General features: G+C 46.5%; 16 protein-coding genes. 5 read left to right on the top strand and 11 right to left on the bottom strand.

Annotated features, from left to right (window positions below; genetic code table 11):
- Positions 1 to 267 precede the first annotated feature (267 nt).
- Positions 268 to 981, bottom strand: coding sequence for a DUF1997 domain-containing protein (locus tag JGK16_RS23855; protein WP_293184572.1), 714 nt, complete (start codon positions 979 to 981; stop codon positions 268 to 270).
- Positions 982 to 1,506: 525 nt separating this feature from the next.
- Here JGK16_RS23855 and JGK16_RS23850 point away from each other — a divergent pair.
- A complete protein-coding gene (locus tag JGK16_RS23850; protein WP_293184542.1) occupies positions 1,507 to 2,166 on the top strand; it encodes an NAD(P)H-binding protein in 660 nt (219 codons plus the stop codon).
- A gap of 172 nt (positions 2,167 to 2,338) precedes the next feature.
- Here the strand turns inward: JGK16_RS23850 and JGK16_RS23845 are convergent, their stop codons facing one another.
- Positions 2,339 to 2,488 (bottom strand): hypothetical protein, encoded by a 150-nt coding sequence (locus JGK16_RS23845; protein WP_293184545.1) that lies wholly within the window; start codon positions 2,486 to 2,488, stop codon positions 2,339 to 2,341.
- 605 nt (positions 2,489 to 3,093) lie between these two features.
- Here JGK16_RS23845 and JGK16_RS23840 point away from each other — a divergent pair.
- Complete coding sequence (locus JGK16_RS23840; protein WP_293184574.1) at positions 3,094 to 3,798, top strand: glycoside hydrolase family protein; 705 nt, start codon at positions 3,094 to 3,096, stop codon at positions 3,796 to 3,798.
- Between the two features lie 650 nt (positions 3,799 to 4,448).
- Positions 4,449 to 4,646: a hypothetical protein gene (locus JGK16_RS23835; RefSeq protein WP_293184548.1), complete on the top strand. Its 198-nt coding sequence runs from the start codon at positions 4,449 to 4,451 to the stop codon at positions 4,644 to 4,646.
- Between the two features lie 46 nt (positions 4,647 to 4,692).
- On the opposite strand, the gene JGK16_RS23830 is transcribed toward JGK16_RS23835, so the two are convergent.
- Entirely contained in the window at positions 4,693 to 5,037 is a 345-nt protein-coding gene (locus tag JGK16_RS23830; RefSeq protein WP_293184551.1) for a Dethiobiotin synthetase, read from the bottom strand.
- 386 nt (positions 5,038 to 5,423) lie between these two features.
- Here JGK16_RS23830 and JGK16_RS23825 point away from each other — a divergent pair, with 386 nt between their 5' ends.
- Entirely contained in the window at positions 5,424 to 6,887 is a 1,464-nt protein-coding gene (locus JGK16_RS23825) for an SGNH/GDSL hydrolase family protein (RefSeq protein WP_293203438.1), read from the top strand.
- Between the two features lie 166 nt (positions 6,888 to 7,053).
- On the opposite strand, the gene JGK16_RS23820 is transcribed toward JGK16_RS23825, so the two are convergent.
- From JGK16_RS23820 to JGK16_RS23800, 5 genes are all read right to left on the bottom strand, one after another.
- Entirely contained in the window at positions 7,054 to 7,869 is an 816-nt protein-coding gene (locus JGK16_RS23820) for an MlaE family lipid ABC transporter permease subunit (protein ID WP_293184576.1), read from the bottom strand.
- Positions 7,870 to 8,205: 336 nt separating this feature from the next.
- Entirely contained in the window at positions 8,206 to 9,240 is a 1,035-nt protein-coding gene (locus JGK16_RS23815; protein ID WP_293192764.1) for a patatin-like phospholipase family protein, read from the bottom strand.
- A gap of 263 nt (positions 9,241 to 9,503) precedes the next feature.
- Entirely contained in the window at positions 9,504 to 10,133 is a 630-nt protein-coding gene (gene mtnB / locus JGK16_RS23810) for a methylthioribulose 1-phosphate dehydratase (RefSeq protein WP_293184558.1), read from the bottom strand.
- Positions 10,134 to 10,488: 355 nt separating this feature from the next.
- Positions 10,489 to 11,061 carry a haloacid dehalogenase-like hydrolase gene (locus JGK16_RS23805; RefSeq protein ID WP_293184578.1) on the bottom strand — a complete coding sequence of 191 codons (573 nt, stop codon included), beginning with the start codon at positions 11,059 to 11,061 and terminating at the stop codon, positions 10,489 to 10,491.
- A 222-nt stretch (positions 11,062 to 11,283) separates the two neighbouring features.
- Entirely contained in the window at positions 11,284 to 12,105 is an 822-nt protein-coding gene (locus JGK16_RS23800) for a Crp/Fnr family transcriptional regulator (RefSeq protein ID WP_293184560.1), read from the bottom strand.
- Positions 12,106 to 12,461: 356 nt separating this feature from the next.
- Between JGK16_RS23800 and JGK16_RS23795 the strand changes: the two genes are divergently transcribed.
- The gene (locus JGK16_RS23795; RefSeq protein ID WP_293192761.1) at positions 12,462 to 13,316 is read left to right on the top strand and encodes a DALR anticodon-binding domain-containing protein; all 855 of its coding nucleotides are present in this window, start codon (positions 12,462 to 12,464) and stop codon (positions 13,314 to 13,316) included.
- Between the two features lie 175 nt (positions 13,317 to 13,491).
- Here JGK16_RS23795 and JGK16_RS23790 read toward each other — a convergent pair whose 3' ends face one another.
- Genes JGK16_RS23790 through JGK16_RS23780 form a run of 3 tightly spaced genes read right to left on the bottom strand, consistent with a single transcriptional unit; the run spans position 13,492 to position 14,542 of the window.
- A complete protein-coding gene (locus JGK16_RS23790; RefSeq protein WP_293184566.1) occupies positions 13,492 to 13,737 on the bottom strand; it encodes an ATP-binding protein in 246 nt (81 codons plus the stop codon).
- On the bottom strand, positions 13,738 to 14,238 hold the full coding sequence (locus tag JGK16_RS23785; RefSeq protein ID WP_293203436.1) for a hypothetical protein: 501 nt from the start codon (positions 14,236 to 14,238) through the stop codon (positions 13,738 to 13,740).
- Between the two features lie 49 nt (positions 14,239 to 14,287).
- Positions 14,288 to 14,542 carry a hypothetical protein gene (locus JGK16_RS23780; RefSeq protein WP_293184570.1) on the bottom strand — a complete coding sequence of 85 codons (255 nt, stop codon included), beginning with the start codon at positions 14,540 to 14,542 and terminating at the stop codon, positions 14,288 to 14,290.
- Between the last annotated feature and the right edge of the window lie 139 nt (positions 14,543 to 14,681).

The raw sequence follows: 14,681 nt of genomic DNA, 5'->3' as shown, positions 1-14,681 counted from the left end.
AGGGTACTCGGCAGGACGGCGAGTGAAAAGCATAATATAATGTTTCTTATACCAATTATCTAAAATTGTGCAACACTCGAACACCCCCCTAGCCCCCCCATGAATCAGGGGGGGGACAAGAATACTGTTATTTCGTTAAAAATTGGTATTAAAAAGATGAGGTATGACAGCTTATAAGCAGTTCAACTAAGAAAGAGGGCTAAAGCCCAACAACGTACCTCATCTTTCATTCGATCCGCTATGGTTTCAACCGCGAGCGTTTTTTTGTTAGTGTTTCTTCGGGTTTTTGGGAAAGGGAATTCCTAAATTTTCATGGAAAACAAGCTGAGTTTTATATGTCAAGCGGCGGTTGACTTGTTTGATGATTTTTTCCAAAAGCGCATCGCCGGTTTTTTCAATGAGAGGTTGAGACATCGATCGAATAAACTTGGGAAAGCAAACCCCTACAGCTAAATCCAGCTTCCAGGTAGCGCTGGTAATCGCAGGCGGTAGCTGGGCGCGTTGCGATGCAGGCCAATCGGCGGCAAACTCGTCAGACGGTATTTCCACAAGCTTCATTGCCGATCGAAAATCCACTTCATATCCGGGCGAGGTATAATTCGGAACCGGGATAGTCTGAATCAAATAGCAGCCTTCAGCGTCAGGCGGCAGCAACTCTAAACCAATTCTTGCTTCAACTCGGTAGCCGAAGGCCCCAAAACGACCGATTAATAGATCGTAGCCGTTTTCGCCGATCGGCTGGGCCTTCATTGGCGCAGCGCACTGACAAAACCAAGTCTTGTGATTGTTGAAATGCTCGGCCACCGTTGCAGCATCGGCGTACATCTCCATGCTGTCTTCAAAGTGGGTGTGAAACCAAATCGGCTCAACTTCCTCGCCTGCATCCGCACCTGCACTTTCGGGCTGTCTGAAACTCGCATCTGCGTAGCAATTTTCGTCAGAAGCTTCAACAGTTTGATATTCAGCGGAATTCTGCTTCATCATCAAAATTATGGGTAGAAACCCCGTCCTTCTAGGACGGCTTTGCATTTTTGAATTTACTACCGCCTTGGGATTGGTTAATTCGGGGTGCTTTTGTATTGCACTTTCAACGGGACAATTACCGCTTCAAATCTTCCAATCCTGTACGCATAGTATTTTGCTCAATTGAGCCTCCCTTTCGGGGTAATGTTAGCTTGTCGGTCAAAGTTTTCTGAGCTTGTTGGGCTAGCAGCACTGTTTCAGTGACCTTAAAACTGTTTAACCACCAGCGACAGAGCAAGAGACTAGCGAAAGCATCTCAGGGTGTCATGACTCAAAAAACGTAGTCAGTTAAGACTTAGGCTGGTCAGAATGGCTTGTCCGATTTCTCTTTCAAGCCTCATGCCGTTGGGGCTGAGGTTCCTGACATGCTCTCCTGTAATACACGCCAATCAGTCGGGTTGGGGATGTGGTCGGGGAGTTTCCTCCCTACAATTGAGAAATAGATAGTAACAAAACTTACCCTAGAACAGCATAACTCGACTTATGAAAGCATTTGTAGCAGGAGCGACAGGTCAGACTGGCCGCCGAATCGTCGCAGAATTAGTCAAGCGTGGCATTCCAGTGCGTGCCCTCGTCCGAAATCTAGAGACAGCGAGGCAGATTTTACCACCGGAGGCAGAGTTAGTTACCGGCGATGTATTAAATGCCACTTCTCTGGGCGATGCGATCGGCGATAGTACGGTGTTGCTGTGCGCGACGGGGGCGGCCCCGGGTTTTGACCCGACTGCGCCTTACAAGGTGGATTTGGAGGGTACTAAAAATTTGGTGGAGGCAGCTAAGGCTAAGGGAATTGAGCATTTTGTGCTGGTGACTTCTCTGTGCGTTTCTCAGTTTTTTCACCCGCTGAATCTGTTTTGGCTGATTCTGGTTTGGAAGAAGCAGGCGGAGGAATATTTGCAAAAATCCGGCTTGACTTATACGATCGTCCGTCCGGGCGGTCTCAAAAATGAGGATAATTCAGATGCGATCGTCATGACTGGCCCCGACACAATGTTTGAAAGCAGCATTCCCCGCAGTAAGGTAGCTCAAGTCTGTGTGGAGGCGCTGTTTCAGCCTGCTTCTCGCAACAAGGTTGTGGAGATTGTGGCGAAGCCGGAGGCCCCGCAAAAGAGTTTTGAGGAGTTGTTTGCTGGCGTGGTTTGATTGAATTAGGACTGGTGTACTGGTTCCCAGAAACCGGGTTTTTTTACGAAAATACGCATTTACAGCCAACAATTTAGGTAAAAAACCCGGTTTCTTTAGTCCCTGGTAGCGAACAAAGTAACCGGGTTTTTTTACGGGTAAATCTAAAACTTGTACAGCGAAGTCGAAGTATCTAAAATCTAAAACTTGTACAGCGAAGTCGAAGAATCTCAAATCGGCTGACGCACCCGCGCCCAAGTCCCATCAGTACAAACCGCAGAGGAATTGCCAATTTTTCGATCGCCAAATCTGGCAAAATCTTAAGAGCTTGACAATCCGCCATTGAAATTTCCCCTTCCCCGCATGATGAAAACTCTCAAGTGGCCAGCTTGGTTCCCCTATCCGATTTCGTGGTTAAGGGCATTTGCTCTCGCTCAGAGTTTTAGTTTTGTCCTTCGCAGGGGCATTCCTTTCGCCAACGACGATATCGGCTTTCTGGCTCTGCTGCTGGCGGCTTGGCTGATTCAGTTACCTTTGTTCTTTGTCGCTCACTTTTTAGCCGTCAAAATCCTCAATCCCTTGCTGACTATGCTGCCGGGCCGCTTTCGAGTGGCGCGCAAGTTCAAGCGGCGGCATACTGGAGTGCGATCGCACTTGCGAGAAGGGTTGAATGCTGTAGTAGTGATTTTTTTTGCATTCAATCTGGCGCTGTTGGTGCAAATGGCGATTTATTATTGGTCAGTGCGATCGATCGATCCGGCGCAAATGCTCGCAGGAATCTCCACTCTCACAAATGTGGCGATCGCAGGTGAATTCGATTTCTGGCTGGTAAAATTGGCAGGAGCTTTATCGAGTTTAACGCTATTAGCCGCGCCGCTATACCAACACGATTTTCGCGTGCGGCGGATGCGGGCGGATCGAAAATTAGCCGAAATCGCCGAAATGGAAATGACTGCATTTGAAACCGAGAAACTGCGCCGCCGCCAAAAAAGTTTGCTGAGGCGATCGGAACTTCAAATTCTCGGATTTATAATTGTCATCGGCGCTGTAATTAGCTGCGCTGTTTTTTTGGTAGCAAATTTGCGGGGAAATCAGCAGTTTTCGCAGTCTGCGAGCGAGGTGAGAAAAATGCCACCGCTGGCTATGAAAACGGGCGATCCTTACATTCGAGCTTTGATGCGGACTATTTCTGCTAGCGAGTCCAATGTTTCTCGGCCTTATCACGTTGTTTACGGCGGAAAATATGTATTAGATTTGAGCCGTCATCCTGACTGGTGCGTGAAGATTGTTAACGGCCCGAATGTTGGCAAATGTACTACGGCTGCTGGTAGGTATCAATTTTTGACTTCAACTTGGAAAGATAAAGCGAAGCGCTATCATCCAAAGCCTGGTAATTTTGTATTGTGGCAAGATTACAGTTTTGAACCGGAATATCAAGATGCTGTGGTTTATGCTTGGTTGAGCGATCGCAAATTTTGGAAAGCCGATATTCCTGAGATGTTGCGGCAGGAAAGATTAACTGATGTTTTGCGGATGCTGTCGGGAACTTGGACGAGTTTGGGATATGGAATTGAGAACAATTCTATGAGTTCAAGTTTGCCGAAAGTCTACCAGAAAGTGCTGCGAGAAGAATTGGCAAATGCTGGTTCTTAGGGAGTTATATCGGGAGCATCTCATTTTTGGAAAAAGCATTTTTTTTTACAGTGCGAGCTTAAGAGCTCGCGTGCTATATATAGCACGCGAGCGGGGACAGCACTACAAATGCAAAACAGAGATGCACCCGTTATATCAAATAGGTTCGTAGTGCGGACTTAAGTCCGCATATTAGGACTAAAGTCATCACTACGAAGAGTTTGTTGGCGATCGTGGGGGGGAGTTATCGGGGCAGTAAGGCCTGTTGCCGGAGATTTTATGCGGTGACAGGCATGACTGTCTCATGTAGCTAGTGTCGGGAGCATCTCATTTTTGCAAAAAGCATTTTTTTTACAGTGCGAGCTTAAGAGCTCGCGTATTGTACAATACGCGAGCTCTTAAGCTCGCACTACTACAAATGCAAAACTGAGATACACCCGCTAGTGTCTGTGTCGCAGCGGGCGATCGGCTTAAACAAACACTTTCTGTAACAAATTAATAAGATTTGCGATGGAGTTTGATAAGAGTTATGATACAGTTTAACTCGATCCCTGACTATCGTGAATAATTATTTCATGGTTTCATCCCTATTACCAATCCGAGTAACAATATAAATATTGAGCAAGCCCCGAGAAATTTGGAGGCTCTACGGATCAAATAAGGATACAGCTATGTTTTGCCTGAACCGAGAAACCAGACATTTAGGGCTAGTCGAAACCAGCAATAGGGAGATGCGAGGCTCTACAACCTCGGCTGCTAAAAATATCCGCAGAGTCCGATCGCGAGTGTATAAAGATGAGGCTTTAGTATCGGCCTCCCTGGCGGGACTTCCCGCTCTTTTAGCATCCCTAGAAAGCTTTCGCGAGTAGAGTTTGACAATTTCTCTTGTTGAACGTCGGGAGTTGACTTAGCTAATTATTGCCAGACTCCCGAAAAGATATTCTTGACTCCGATCGCAATTCTATTTAAGTCTTCTTTCAGCAGGGGCGGCCAAGAAACTCCTCTGGCCCGTCCTGCTTCAAATTGCAGCAAACTGTCTGCGGAGAGTAAATGGAGGGCCGAGATTAATTGGCGATCGAGCATTGGAGATTCTTGAAGCCCTTCAAACAATATTTTTAAAGCTAATAAAATCGATGTCACCTGTCCCGGTACGGGTGGCTGGCCTTCTTTGAGGCGCATCAGGAAGGCGTCGGGATTTTTCTTGGTTTCCAGGGCGGTTCCTTGGTCGATCAGAAAACTGCGGGCTGTTTTGTAATCCATTTGACGTGCGATCGAGTTCTTGCAATTAATCAGCAAATATTATATCATCTTTTGTCGCAGTATATTTGTTAATATAGCAGAATCAAGAATCAACAAGCAACTCGTAAGGCGCGCACTGTACAGCCGAAAGCTACTCGTGAAGTCCGCATTCTCATCTACCATACAAGCTCTCGGAAGGTTCGCATTGCACAGCCTACAGCTACTCTTGCTAGTTAGGGTTCAACAGTTGACAGTTGACAGTTGACAGTTGACAGTTTGAGAGCGACCTCTAGCTAGAAGGAAGAGGATTGGAGTAATGAATAGTCTGATTTTAATTTCTCCCTCACTCGTGAGAGGCTTTCAACCAATTATTTCTGGTAAGTTTTAGATAACGGAAAAATCAAACAATGGCAAAACGGCCGAAAAATAGCATAAACTCCCAGATTTATAGATACTGGTGGCTACTTTTGTTGTGTTTGAGCTTCCTGTTAGTTCCGGCTCTCAAAAAAATAGCCGTCGCCACCCCATTTCCCCCGCCCGCTCCTCTTGCAAATAATGCTAGTTTTGGAGCGGGAATTCAACGAACAATGGGGTTACTTGCAACCAGCACTCCCACAGAACGCCACCAAGTACGCATCCTATTTTACGGTCAATCCATCACTCAGCAAGATTGGTGGCAAGATGTAGTGCAGGACTTAAAAAAGCGATTTCCCGATGCAGATTTGATTGTGGAAAATCGCGCAATCGGAGGCTTTGCCTCGTCTATTTTAATCCGTCCCAGCGAACATGATTTGTATCCTTTTTATCCAGACTTGCTGATTTTCCACGTCTACGGAGGTGAGGAAGATTACGAAGCGATAATTGCCAATGTCCGCCGCCGCACTACTAGCGAAATACTCTTGCATTCAGACCACATAACCTGGATTCCGACAGGTAAAAACGACAATGAAAATGAAGTCAAAGGCTACGAATGGCACAACACTCATTCTACCAAATGGTTGCCTGAGTTGGCAAATAAATACGGCTGCGAAATCGCGGAAATCCGCGCACCTTGGCGCAGGTATCTGACAGACAATCGCTTGCAGCCAAAACAGCTATTGAGCGACAGCATTCACCTCAACGCTTGGGGGAATTTTCTGCTAGCTGCTCTCATTAAACCCTACCTGCGATACAACCCAAGTTCTCCTCAAACAGCGCAGCAGAATTTAGTCAAAACTTATACAGTGGGTACTGATGTTAAGTGGCAGGATGGCAAGTTAGTTTTGGAGTTTGAAGGAAATCGGATAGATGCGATCGCCGATCGAAGCTTCAACGGCAAGGCAATTTCTGCTAAAATTGCGATCGACGGCAAAAAACCCTCAGAATTTCCCGAACTTTACAGCATCACCAGACCCAGCATTACTCTCGGCGTCGGTTGGCCAGCAATCATCGAAGTATCCAATCAAAAACCGCTCATCGTCGAAGATTGGAAAGCTACAATCACTGAGATTAACAGCGATGCTACCAAGTTTAAATTTGACGTAGTAGGTTCTCAAACAGGTTACGACGGCAGCGGTACCAACGACAAAATGTTTGTTTCAAAATCGGGCCGCGTCGCGATCGAACCGAGAAACTGGTGGCTGCAAAATGCCTATGAATACTCGAAAAAGCCTACTCCGAAAGGCTTTGAGATTTCGTGGCAAGTTAAGCCGATGTTTGTTGATTCATACATTCCGCCACAAATTGCAGATTCAAGTCGCGAATATCCTACAACATTGGCTCAGAATTTGAGCAACTCCAAACACATCCTCGAAATCGTCCCCGAAACAGACGGGACAGTTCCTATTCAAGCAATTCGAGTTTATCGCCCTCCTTATATTCCGGCGCCATGAAGAAGGACTAAAGTCCTCACTACGAACTTAATTTATGTAGTTATTTCTTCAACCTGCGGAGGCAGGTTTCGTTTGTATAGACGCGGTTTCAACCGCCGAGTTTTCTAACAACAATTACCCCCCCGCTGTATAGACGCGGTTTCAACGCCGAATTTTCTAACAACAATTACCCTCCGCTTCTAGTAATCCCCAACTCATGAAACATCAACAACGATAAAAAGAAATCCGCCACAAAAACAAACACCCAAGAAGTCACCACCGCCGCCGTTGCAGCTTGGCCTACCCCCTTCCCTCCGCCCGCCGTCGTCAACCCCCAACCGCAACCGACAAGCGCAATTATCAACCCAAAAATTACACTCTTAATCGCCACAGTTACTAAATCCCAAGGCCCCAAAAAAGTCCGCACCGATTCCAAAAATACCGAAGGTTCCAACTCATAAAAATTAACCGCCACAAACAACCCGCCCAAAATCCCCACCGCCACCGAAAAAATTGTTAAAATCGGCAACATGACACAGCAAGCTATCACCCTCGGGACTACCAAATAATCAACGGGATTTGTTCTCAACATATACAGGGCGTCTATTTGTTCCGTCACCTGCATTTCTCCTATCTCTGCGGCAAAGGCAGAACCTACTTGTCCCGCCACCACGCCCGCCGTTAAAACTGGTGCTAATTCGCGGCAAAATGCCACTGCAAAAGCACCTCCCACCGCCCCAACCGCCCCAAACCGAATCAATTCTCTCGCGGATTGAACAGTAAAAATCATGCCTGCAAAAAAGGCTATTAGCAGCACGGAGCGCAAAGAATCCAAGCCTACTGTTGTTAAATGTTCCATGATTTTGCGGCGGTCAATTTTGCCTTGGAGTAGGCGCAGCAAGACTTGGCCACCTAGGAACAGCGTCACTAAAAAACGCTGAAACCACCTGTTCTTTAAGGTTTCATCTAAATGTCGATCGCGCTTTTGGTAATTTTTAACCAATGACTGACTGCTGGCGATTAATTGCAAATACGGCGAAGCACTGCCACTACTGAGATTTTCGCCAATTGTACAGCAATTATTGCACAATTTGTCAACATATAGCGGTTATCACAAAAATGAGGTACGTTGTTGGGCTTTAGCCCCCTAAGTTTAGTAGTTATATGAGCTGTCTGTTATACCTCATCTTTTTGAGAAAGGCTATATATTTTTTAAGTCTGCCAGCCCTGCGGTTGGTAACTTATACAAAAGGTATGCAGTTGCACAAAGCGCGCTCTTTATAATATAAGCTAAGAGCGCTGAAGCGCAACTACGTACCAAAGAATTAATTTCTATTGATTACTCGGCAAGCAACAAGTCGATAAACTTATCCAACTCTTCATTATACTTTTGGGCTTGCTCCTTGCCAATTCTCACCAGAGTTGATATTTTCTCTGCCGAGGCATCATCAATCGGCAGTCGTGGTTCGTGGCTTAAATCTGGAGAAATTCTCAAATATTGATTGGGTTTGTCAATGGCATCAAAAATTTGGATAATTTGATAATCTATAGTTTCAGCAACTCCCGTCATCATGATATTAATCAAAGGCTGAACCCACTCAATTTTACCCCAATTTTTCACTTCCTCGTAGGGGAATTTTTTCTGAGCTTGTCCCGTCCCCAGCGATAAAATTACCATATCTTTTGCTGTCGGGCCTTTGTCGGAGCGAGTCTCGGGAATTCTTAATTTATTTCTCACTTCGGCATAGGCACAAAGTGCGGGATTGTTGGCGAATACTCCTCCGTCAATTAAAGCATAGGATTCGTTTGTCAAAGAGTAGATTTTGGGAAGTTCAAAGTAAGAGGGAGCAGCAGATGTGGCTCTGGCGATATCTCTGAGAAAATAGTCTGCTGCTGGATATTTTTTAGCATCTATTTGATTGAAAAAATGAGCTTTTCTCCTTTCGACATCGTAACTGGAAATTAAACAAGGTTTCAGGAGTTGGCTGAGTTTGCAATCTTTGAAGTTTTGCCAACAGAATTTTTCTAACGCATCGCTCGGATATTTCTCATCTATCAAACCGTCTAGAGATTCGAGTGTTTTCAAAAATGAACTTTGAAAAAAGTCGATGCCACTATCGATCGAAAAATTAACCGCGTCTTGGGCAGTCCACTGAGGCCTGCTGGAATTTTTTGCATCCGGAAACAAATAGAGACAGGTTAAAATTCCTCCCGCACTCGTGCCGGCGATTAAATCAAAATAGTCAGCTATTCTGGCATCTGAGTTGCCGCTTTTTTGTTGTAGCTTTGACTCTAGGGTGACTCCAATTTGCGCGGGGATAATCCCTCTAATTCCGCCTCCATCTATCGATAAAACTCGGGTATATTTAGCCATGTTTTTGCCTTTTCTCGATATTTGCTAGTTCGTTACCAGAAAGAATTGGTTGAAAGCCCCAAGCCCGGGAGAAATTAAAATCAGACTATTCATTACTCCAATCCTCGGACTTAAGCGTAGAGGTCGCTGTCAACTGTCAACTGTCAACTGTCAACTGAATGAAAGTCCCGGACTAAAAAACTGGTTGGACGCGATATTTAGTGGCAAGCTGCGCCTCTGCACGCCCTAGAAATATTAGATTTTGCGTCCGAGACTGGCCCAATCTAACATCTCAAATTTAAGTTTAATTGGCTGGCTGCGAGGGTGTAGCGAAAAATATATTCTACAATTTCTACATAATTGTAGGCGGCGGCGGTTGAGTCTGCCCAGACTGTGATGCCGTGATCGCGAATTAACAACGCGGGTACAGAGGGTACACAAACGGCGAAATATTCACAAATTTCCTTGGCTATTTTAGGCACTTCTAAATAATTTGCAAATAGGGGTATCGCCACCTGTGGGTTTTCCTCCCACACCCCCAAACCTTTCAGCATTTCGATCGCAGGTAAAGGCACTGAATCATCTGCTGTTAGCCGAGAAACTAAATTTGCCTCGATTGAGTGTACGTGATAGCAAGCTTTAGCGCCTGGAAAACAATCGTAAACGGCTAAGTGAATGCTGGTTTCGGCGGAAGGGCGGCTGTCTGGAACGGGTTGTTCGACGATCGCGCCTTCGGAGCTCATTCTGATAAAATCTGAAGGGGTTAACTGCCCTTTCTGGCGGCCGCTAGCAGTAATCCAAAAACTGCCGTCTGGTAAGCGGGCTGAAAGATTGCCAGCAGTCCCAGCCATCCAACCGCGATCGTAAAAATGTTTGGCTGCTACAATTAAATCCGATCTCACATCCTCACTCATTCTCTACTAATCCTCAGTTTTTTATCTACCTTTTACGTTAATAGGAATTGTGCTGGCATATCTAAGTGCAGGGTGTGCAACGCGCACTTTACCAATAGACAAGATTGCATAAGTCTTCGATCGATCCTTCAACCGCAGATGTCAGACAGATAAACACAGATAAACGCAGATAATTTCAGGGTGTTTTCCGATTTTTGCAATTCAAGTCTAATACACATACCGCAGCCCTATGCCCCATGCCCCATGCCCCATGCCCCATGCCCCATGCCCCATGCCCCATGCCCCATGCCCCATGCCCCATGCCCCATGCCCCATGCCCCATGCCCTATGCCCTATGCCCTGTTTGGCCAATAGTTTAGTTGCAATTCCATTGCTGGGATAAATTTTCCAACACGTCAAAAAAATTATCCCATTTAGTATACGGCTTTTGCTGTTCGTCTAGATATTCGGCAAGCCGATCGCGCGCAAACACCGAGTTCGCCTGCAAAGCCATGTTAAAATCCGTCAGCGAATCTCCGATGGCCACCTGTTCCTGGGCTGGGTGCTGCGCCATCACTCGCACCTTAGATACCAATTCTGTATCTCCTTCAAACTCAGAATTGACTTGCAAGTGAGGGCCGCTAGCGTCCACATCTACAGCATAAATTGCGATCGCCCGGTGTGCCAAATCACCCATAACCGTCTCTACCATAACCCGCAGGCCGCCCGAAACGATCGCAAAATCCACCCTTTGCGCGTCCAAAAAATCCAGCAATTCCACCAATCCCGGCCGCATCAGTTGTCCCCTAGAAAATTCCACAATTTCCCCATAACATTCCGAGGGAATAGACTCTAGTAACTGCCGCACTCCCGAGCGCAAACTGATCCTTCTCGCGTACATTTCCGGCATCAGTTGAGACGACAATTCCGGTGCAAAATGCTTGAGCATTGCCACAAAAGTTTCTTCAACAGTTATCGTGCCGTCAAAGTCGCAGAATACCACCCGTTGCTGATTGTTCGGGATTGGAGATTTTTGCTTGTCCGACATCATTCGCACCATTCGAGAACGAGAAAAGTTTACAAAACTCATCGTACACCGAAGAAGCAAGAAGCAAGAAGAAAACAGCCATACTATAATAGCTAAGTGCTGTTAGCAATCACCCGCAGGATTTTATGCAGATTCTTCGAGATCGTCATCGAGAGAATCGTCGAAATCTTCATCGAGATCGTCTTCGAGATCGTCTTCGAGGAATGCTTCTACATCCTGCTTTTGATTTTTTGTCTTTTGGGGAGTAGCCTTAGCAGGCAAACAGATTAAATTATCATCCTCAGTATTAATCAAACCTTTCGATCGCAATTTGCCCATCAGCCGCGTCACCGTTACCCGCGTCGAGCCGATGGCGCTGCCAATTTGAGCGTGAGTCAAGGCCCAAGGCAGCCGATAGCCCCGAACCACATCCGGTTCTCCCTCACCTACGTAGGGTTCGCCGAACTCTTCGATCAACAAAGTGAGAAAACCCAGCAATCTGTCGATCGTCCGGCGCTGTCCCAAAGTGCTGAGCCAGAGAAGCTTTCGCTGGTGCTGGTAGCGAAACGCATCCAAAATTTCCCGGCGGAAGTGAGGCCAATTATCCAAATCGTGCCAGTACATCCACACTACGTGAGTGTGATCGGCGTGGGCGTAAGCTTGGAGCGTAAAGGGAGACTGAGCAACCAGTTCAAAGGGCTGACCGGCGCCGACGAAGCCCAAAAAAGCTTCTTCTGTAGTTTTGGAAACGGATTTGGACTTTGTTGCAGCGGCGCTAACTTGAGCGCTACCGACGAGCCGCACAGAACCTTTCTGGACTAAATAGAGCAGTCCGGGTCTGGCGGGAATCTTCTCGTCTTTGCTAAAAGTCCGGCAGCGGTAGTGTTCCTGGGCCCAGTCGATAATTCGCTGCCAGGTGATAAACGGTCGATCGATCGTTTCTAGAGGTGTGGAAGTTGATTGCATAAGTGAGGCTCTGGGATATATTTAGTTAGTGAGAAAAACAGCTTTTGCCTGCATTGCGATACTAAGTGAGACAACCAACCCCCCATTGAGCTGACACGCTTCTTAACTGTGCTGACTCTTCTCAGTTTCACCTAAAAACTCAATGTAGCAAAAAATACATGAAAATGGTAGAATTCGGCAATGAGTCGATCGTAAATTATTGTATATTTACCCCAAAAATCGCTAGAAAGCCCATTCCTTCGATGTGAACTCGCCCGGGCGAGCCGATCGACTACCTTTGACATCAGCAGTTTAACGTACAAAGATAGCGCAAGTGGTAACAGTCTCTAGGCACTTTTACTGCAAGAATAGCCGATATGGATACATTAAATATATCCCAGTGCCCGGAAGTTACAGTGAAGTGTTTTTTGCTCTTAAGGTTTCTCTTCGCGATCGAAGAGCAAGGCACAACGAGCGAAATTCCGTTAAATCGGGCTAAAAATAGGGAGCGGGTGGTGTACGTGTCTGCGATCGCCCTGAAATGGGCTGCAACTTGGGACCAGACACCGCAGGCGATCGCCGCACAGTTGGCTGAAATTCTCAAGCCGCTGTGTTGTCCAGATTTCGCCGTTCAAGTCGCACCGTCAGGAATAATTGAGCTAGAGCTGACTGATGCGGGTTTAGCTTTCTGGTTGCAGCGATTAGCTCAAATTCCCCTCCCTGTTCCAGAATATCGCACTTTATCTCCTGTTATATCCGCCGATCGGCTGTTTCCGATTCAGTACAGCCACGCACGCTGCTGTTCCCTGCTGCGAATGGCCGATCGCGATCGGTTAATTGCGATCGCACAGCCGGATGTCACCACAGCGCCGCAAATTTGGTCGCTGGCGGCCCCAAATCCTATTCCTTGGGTTGACGAGGGCGATCGTCGGCTGCTATTAGTAGCTCCAGCAGAACGCAGTTTAATTTCGGAACTGATCGCAGTGCTAGACTGTTTAGCTCCGGTTTTTGAGGCAAATCAACCCGAAAAACCTGTTAATTATTTCAAATTAGCCAATAGTTTGAGCGCTGCATTTCAGACTTTTTACAGCCAGTGCCGAATTTGGGGCGAAGTCAAAACAGAACAGCCAAAACTCGCCCAAGCCCGATTGGGTTTAATATTGGCAACTCAATCCTTGCTGCGGTTTATCCTAGAAGAGCTATTAAATGCCATTGCTCCTATAGAACTTTGATTGCACTCATAAAAAATGTTTGTAGTGAGGACTTTAGTCCTCATAAAAGTTAGGGGACTAAAGTCCTTACTACAAACCATTTGAAAACTAGCGCTACTGCGATCGCCGGATGGACTAGCGCGATTACATCTGCGATTTCCATACTGAATATCTCAAGATCGTGCCTGCATCTAGTTTAAGGCGTTGCAGGCGACAGTTGCTCTTCTTCCAGTTTTGCGAGCGGCAGCGTTACGGTAAATTTACTACCGACATCTTCTTCACTGCTCAACGCAATTTCGACGCCGTGCAAGTCCACACATTTTTTAACAATGCTCAGCCCCAGTCCTGTACCGGGAATTATACCGACATTTTTCGCACGAAAAAATGAATCAAACAGCCGTTCTTGGTCTGCCAAAGGTATGCCAATTCCGGCATCTTGCACCTAAAAAACAGCCTCGGTTTCAGTTAGTTTTAATTCAAAAACTACTTCGGTATTCGGAGGAGAATACTTAATAGCATTAGACAGCAAATTGCTGAGAATGCGCCGCAGCAAGCTAGCCTCCAAACAGGCAATCGCCGATTGACACTGATTCACAAAAATCAGCGTCACCGGATCGTTTTGAGGTTTCAACTTCAGGCTGTTCTGAAATTCCGATACCAACTCTTTACAAAACTTTGCCAAGTCTAGCGGTAGCAAACAAAGCGCCATTTTTCCTGACTCAGCTCGACCCAGCAGCAGAACATCATTAATCAAGATCACCGTGACTCCCATATTCTTGAGATACTTGCACAAAGCGTGCAAATTATTCACCAAATCTTGCCCGCGCATCGAAATCTGATAGCCATAAATACTGTCAATCATCACAATCCGCGTCTTTTCCTGTTCCACCTCTTGGCGTACCATACTCGCAAACTGATCCGGCGAATACAGCAAAGGTTCCACAGGTATCACCTAAAGACTTCCTTGTGCCATCATCGCCCCAACCGGGATGTTAACCGATTCGCAGCGGCGCAGCAGAGTAGAAATTGACAGCTTGGACTCGATCGATAATCTTTTGTGTAGTCGGTTCTCGTTCCACCTCCGACGGCGAGAAAATGTCGTAGGTTTGAACTTCGGTAAAAAATTCTGAGGAGGGGCTCAAATCGAGGAAGGCCATCGCCTCCATGTCAAAACCGAGAGTTTCGGCATTGGCGCGCAATTGCGCTTCCGGTTCTCCTAAAGTAATAAACAGGGGCGTTTCTCCCACAGCCACACCTGCGGCCAAAAAGTGAAAGCCCAGGGTTAGGAACTGTAACTTAATTTATGGACAAAGCTACCCATCCTTGACTATTTGGGTAGCTTTGTCCGCAACTCGGGCGATCGCACGAGACTATTTGCCCCTGGTT

Origin of the sequence: Microcoleus sp. PH2017_09_SFU_O_A, from assembly GCF_020738625.1 — a bacterium.
Taxonomy (GTDB): Bacteria; Cyanobacteriota; Cyanobacteriia; order Cyanobacteriales; family Microcoleaceae; genus Microcoleus.
Note: the sequence above shows the minus strand (reverse complement) of the source record. Positions and strands in the feature narration are given on the sequence as shown.

Excerpts from the sequence above, each read along its gene's own strand:
- JGK16_RS23815 (WP_293192764.1), bottom strand. The coding sequence starts at position 9,240 with ATGGCTAAATATACCCGAGTTTTATCGATAGATGGAGGCGGAATTAGA.
- JGK16_RS23795 (WP_293192761.1), top strand. The coding sequence starts at position 12,462 with ATGGATACATTAAATATATCCCAGTGCCCGGAAGTTACAGTGAAGTGT.
- JGK16_RS23825 (WP_293203438.1), top strand. The coding sequence starts at position 5,424 with ATGGCAAAACGGCCGAAAAATAGCATAAACTCCCAGATTTATAGATAC.
- JGK16_RS23805 (WP_293184578.1), bottom strand. The coding sequence starts at position 11,061 with ATGCTCAAGCATTTTGCACCGGAATTGTCGTCTCAACTGATGCCGGAA.
- JGK16_RS23845 (WP_293184545.1), bottom strand. The coding sequence starts at position 2,488 with ATGGCGGATTGTCAAGCTCTTAAGATTTTGCCAGATTTGGCGATCGAA.
- JGK16_RS23850 (WP_293184542.1), top strand. The coding sequence starts at position 1,507 with ATGAAAGCATTTGTAGCAGGAGCGACAGGTCAGACTGGCCGCCGAATC.
- mtnB (WP_293184558.1), bottom strand. The coding sequence starts at position 10,133 with ATGAGTGAGGATGTGAGATCGGATTTAATTGTAGCAGCCAAACATTTT.
- JGK16_RS23840 (WP_293184574.1), top strand. The coding sequence starts at position 3,094 with ATGACTGCATTTGAAACCGAGAAACTGCGCCGCCGCCAAAAAAGTTTG.
- JGK16_RS23835 (WP_293184548.1), top strand. The coding sequence starts at position 4,449 with ATGTTTTGCCTGAACCGAGAAACCAGACATTTAGGGCTAGTCGAAACC.
- JGK16_RS23830 (WP_293184551.1), bottom strand. The coding sequence starts at position 5,037 with ATGGATTACAAAACAGCCCGCAGTTTTCTGATCGACCAAGGAACCGCC.
- JGK16_RS23855 (WP_293184572.1), bottom strand. The coding sequence starts at position 981 with ATGAAGCAGAATTCCGCTGAATATCAAACTGTTGAAGCTTCTGACGAA.
- JGK16_RS23800 (WP_293184560.1), bottom strand. The coding sequence starts at position 12,105 with ATGCAATCAACTTCCACACCTCTAGAAACGATCGATCGACCGTTTATC.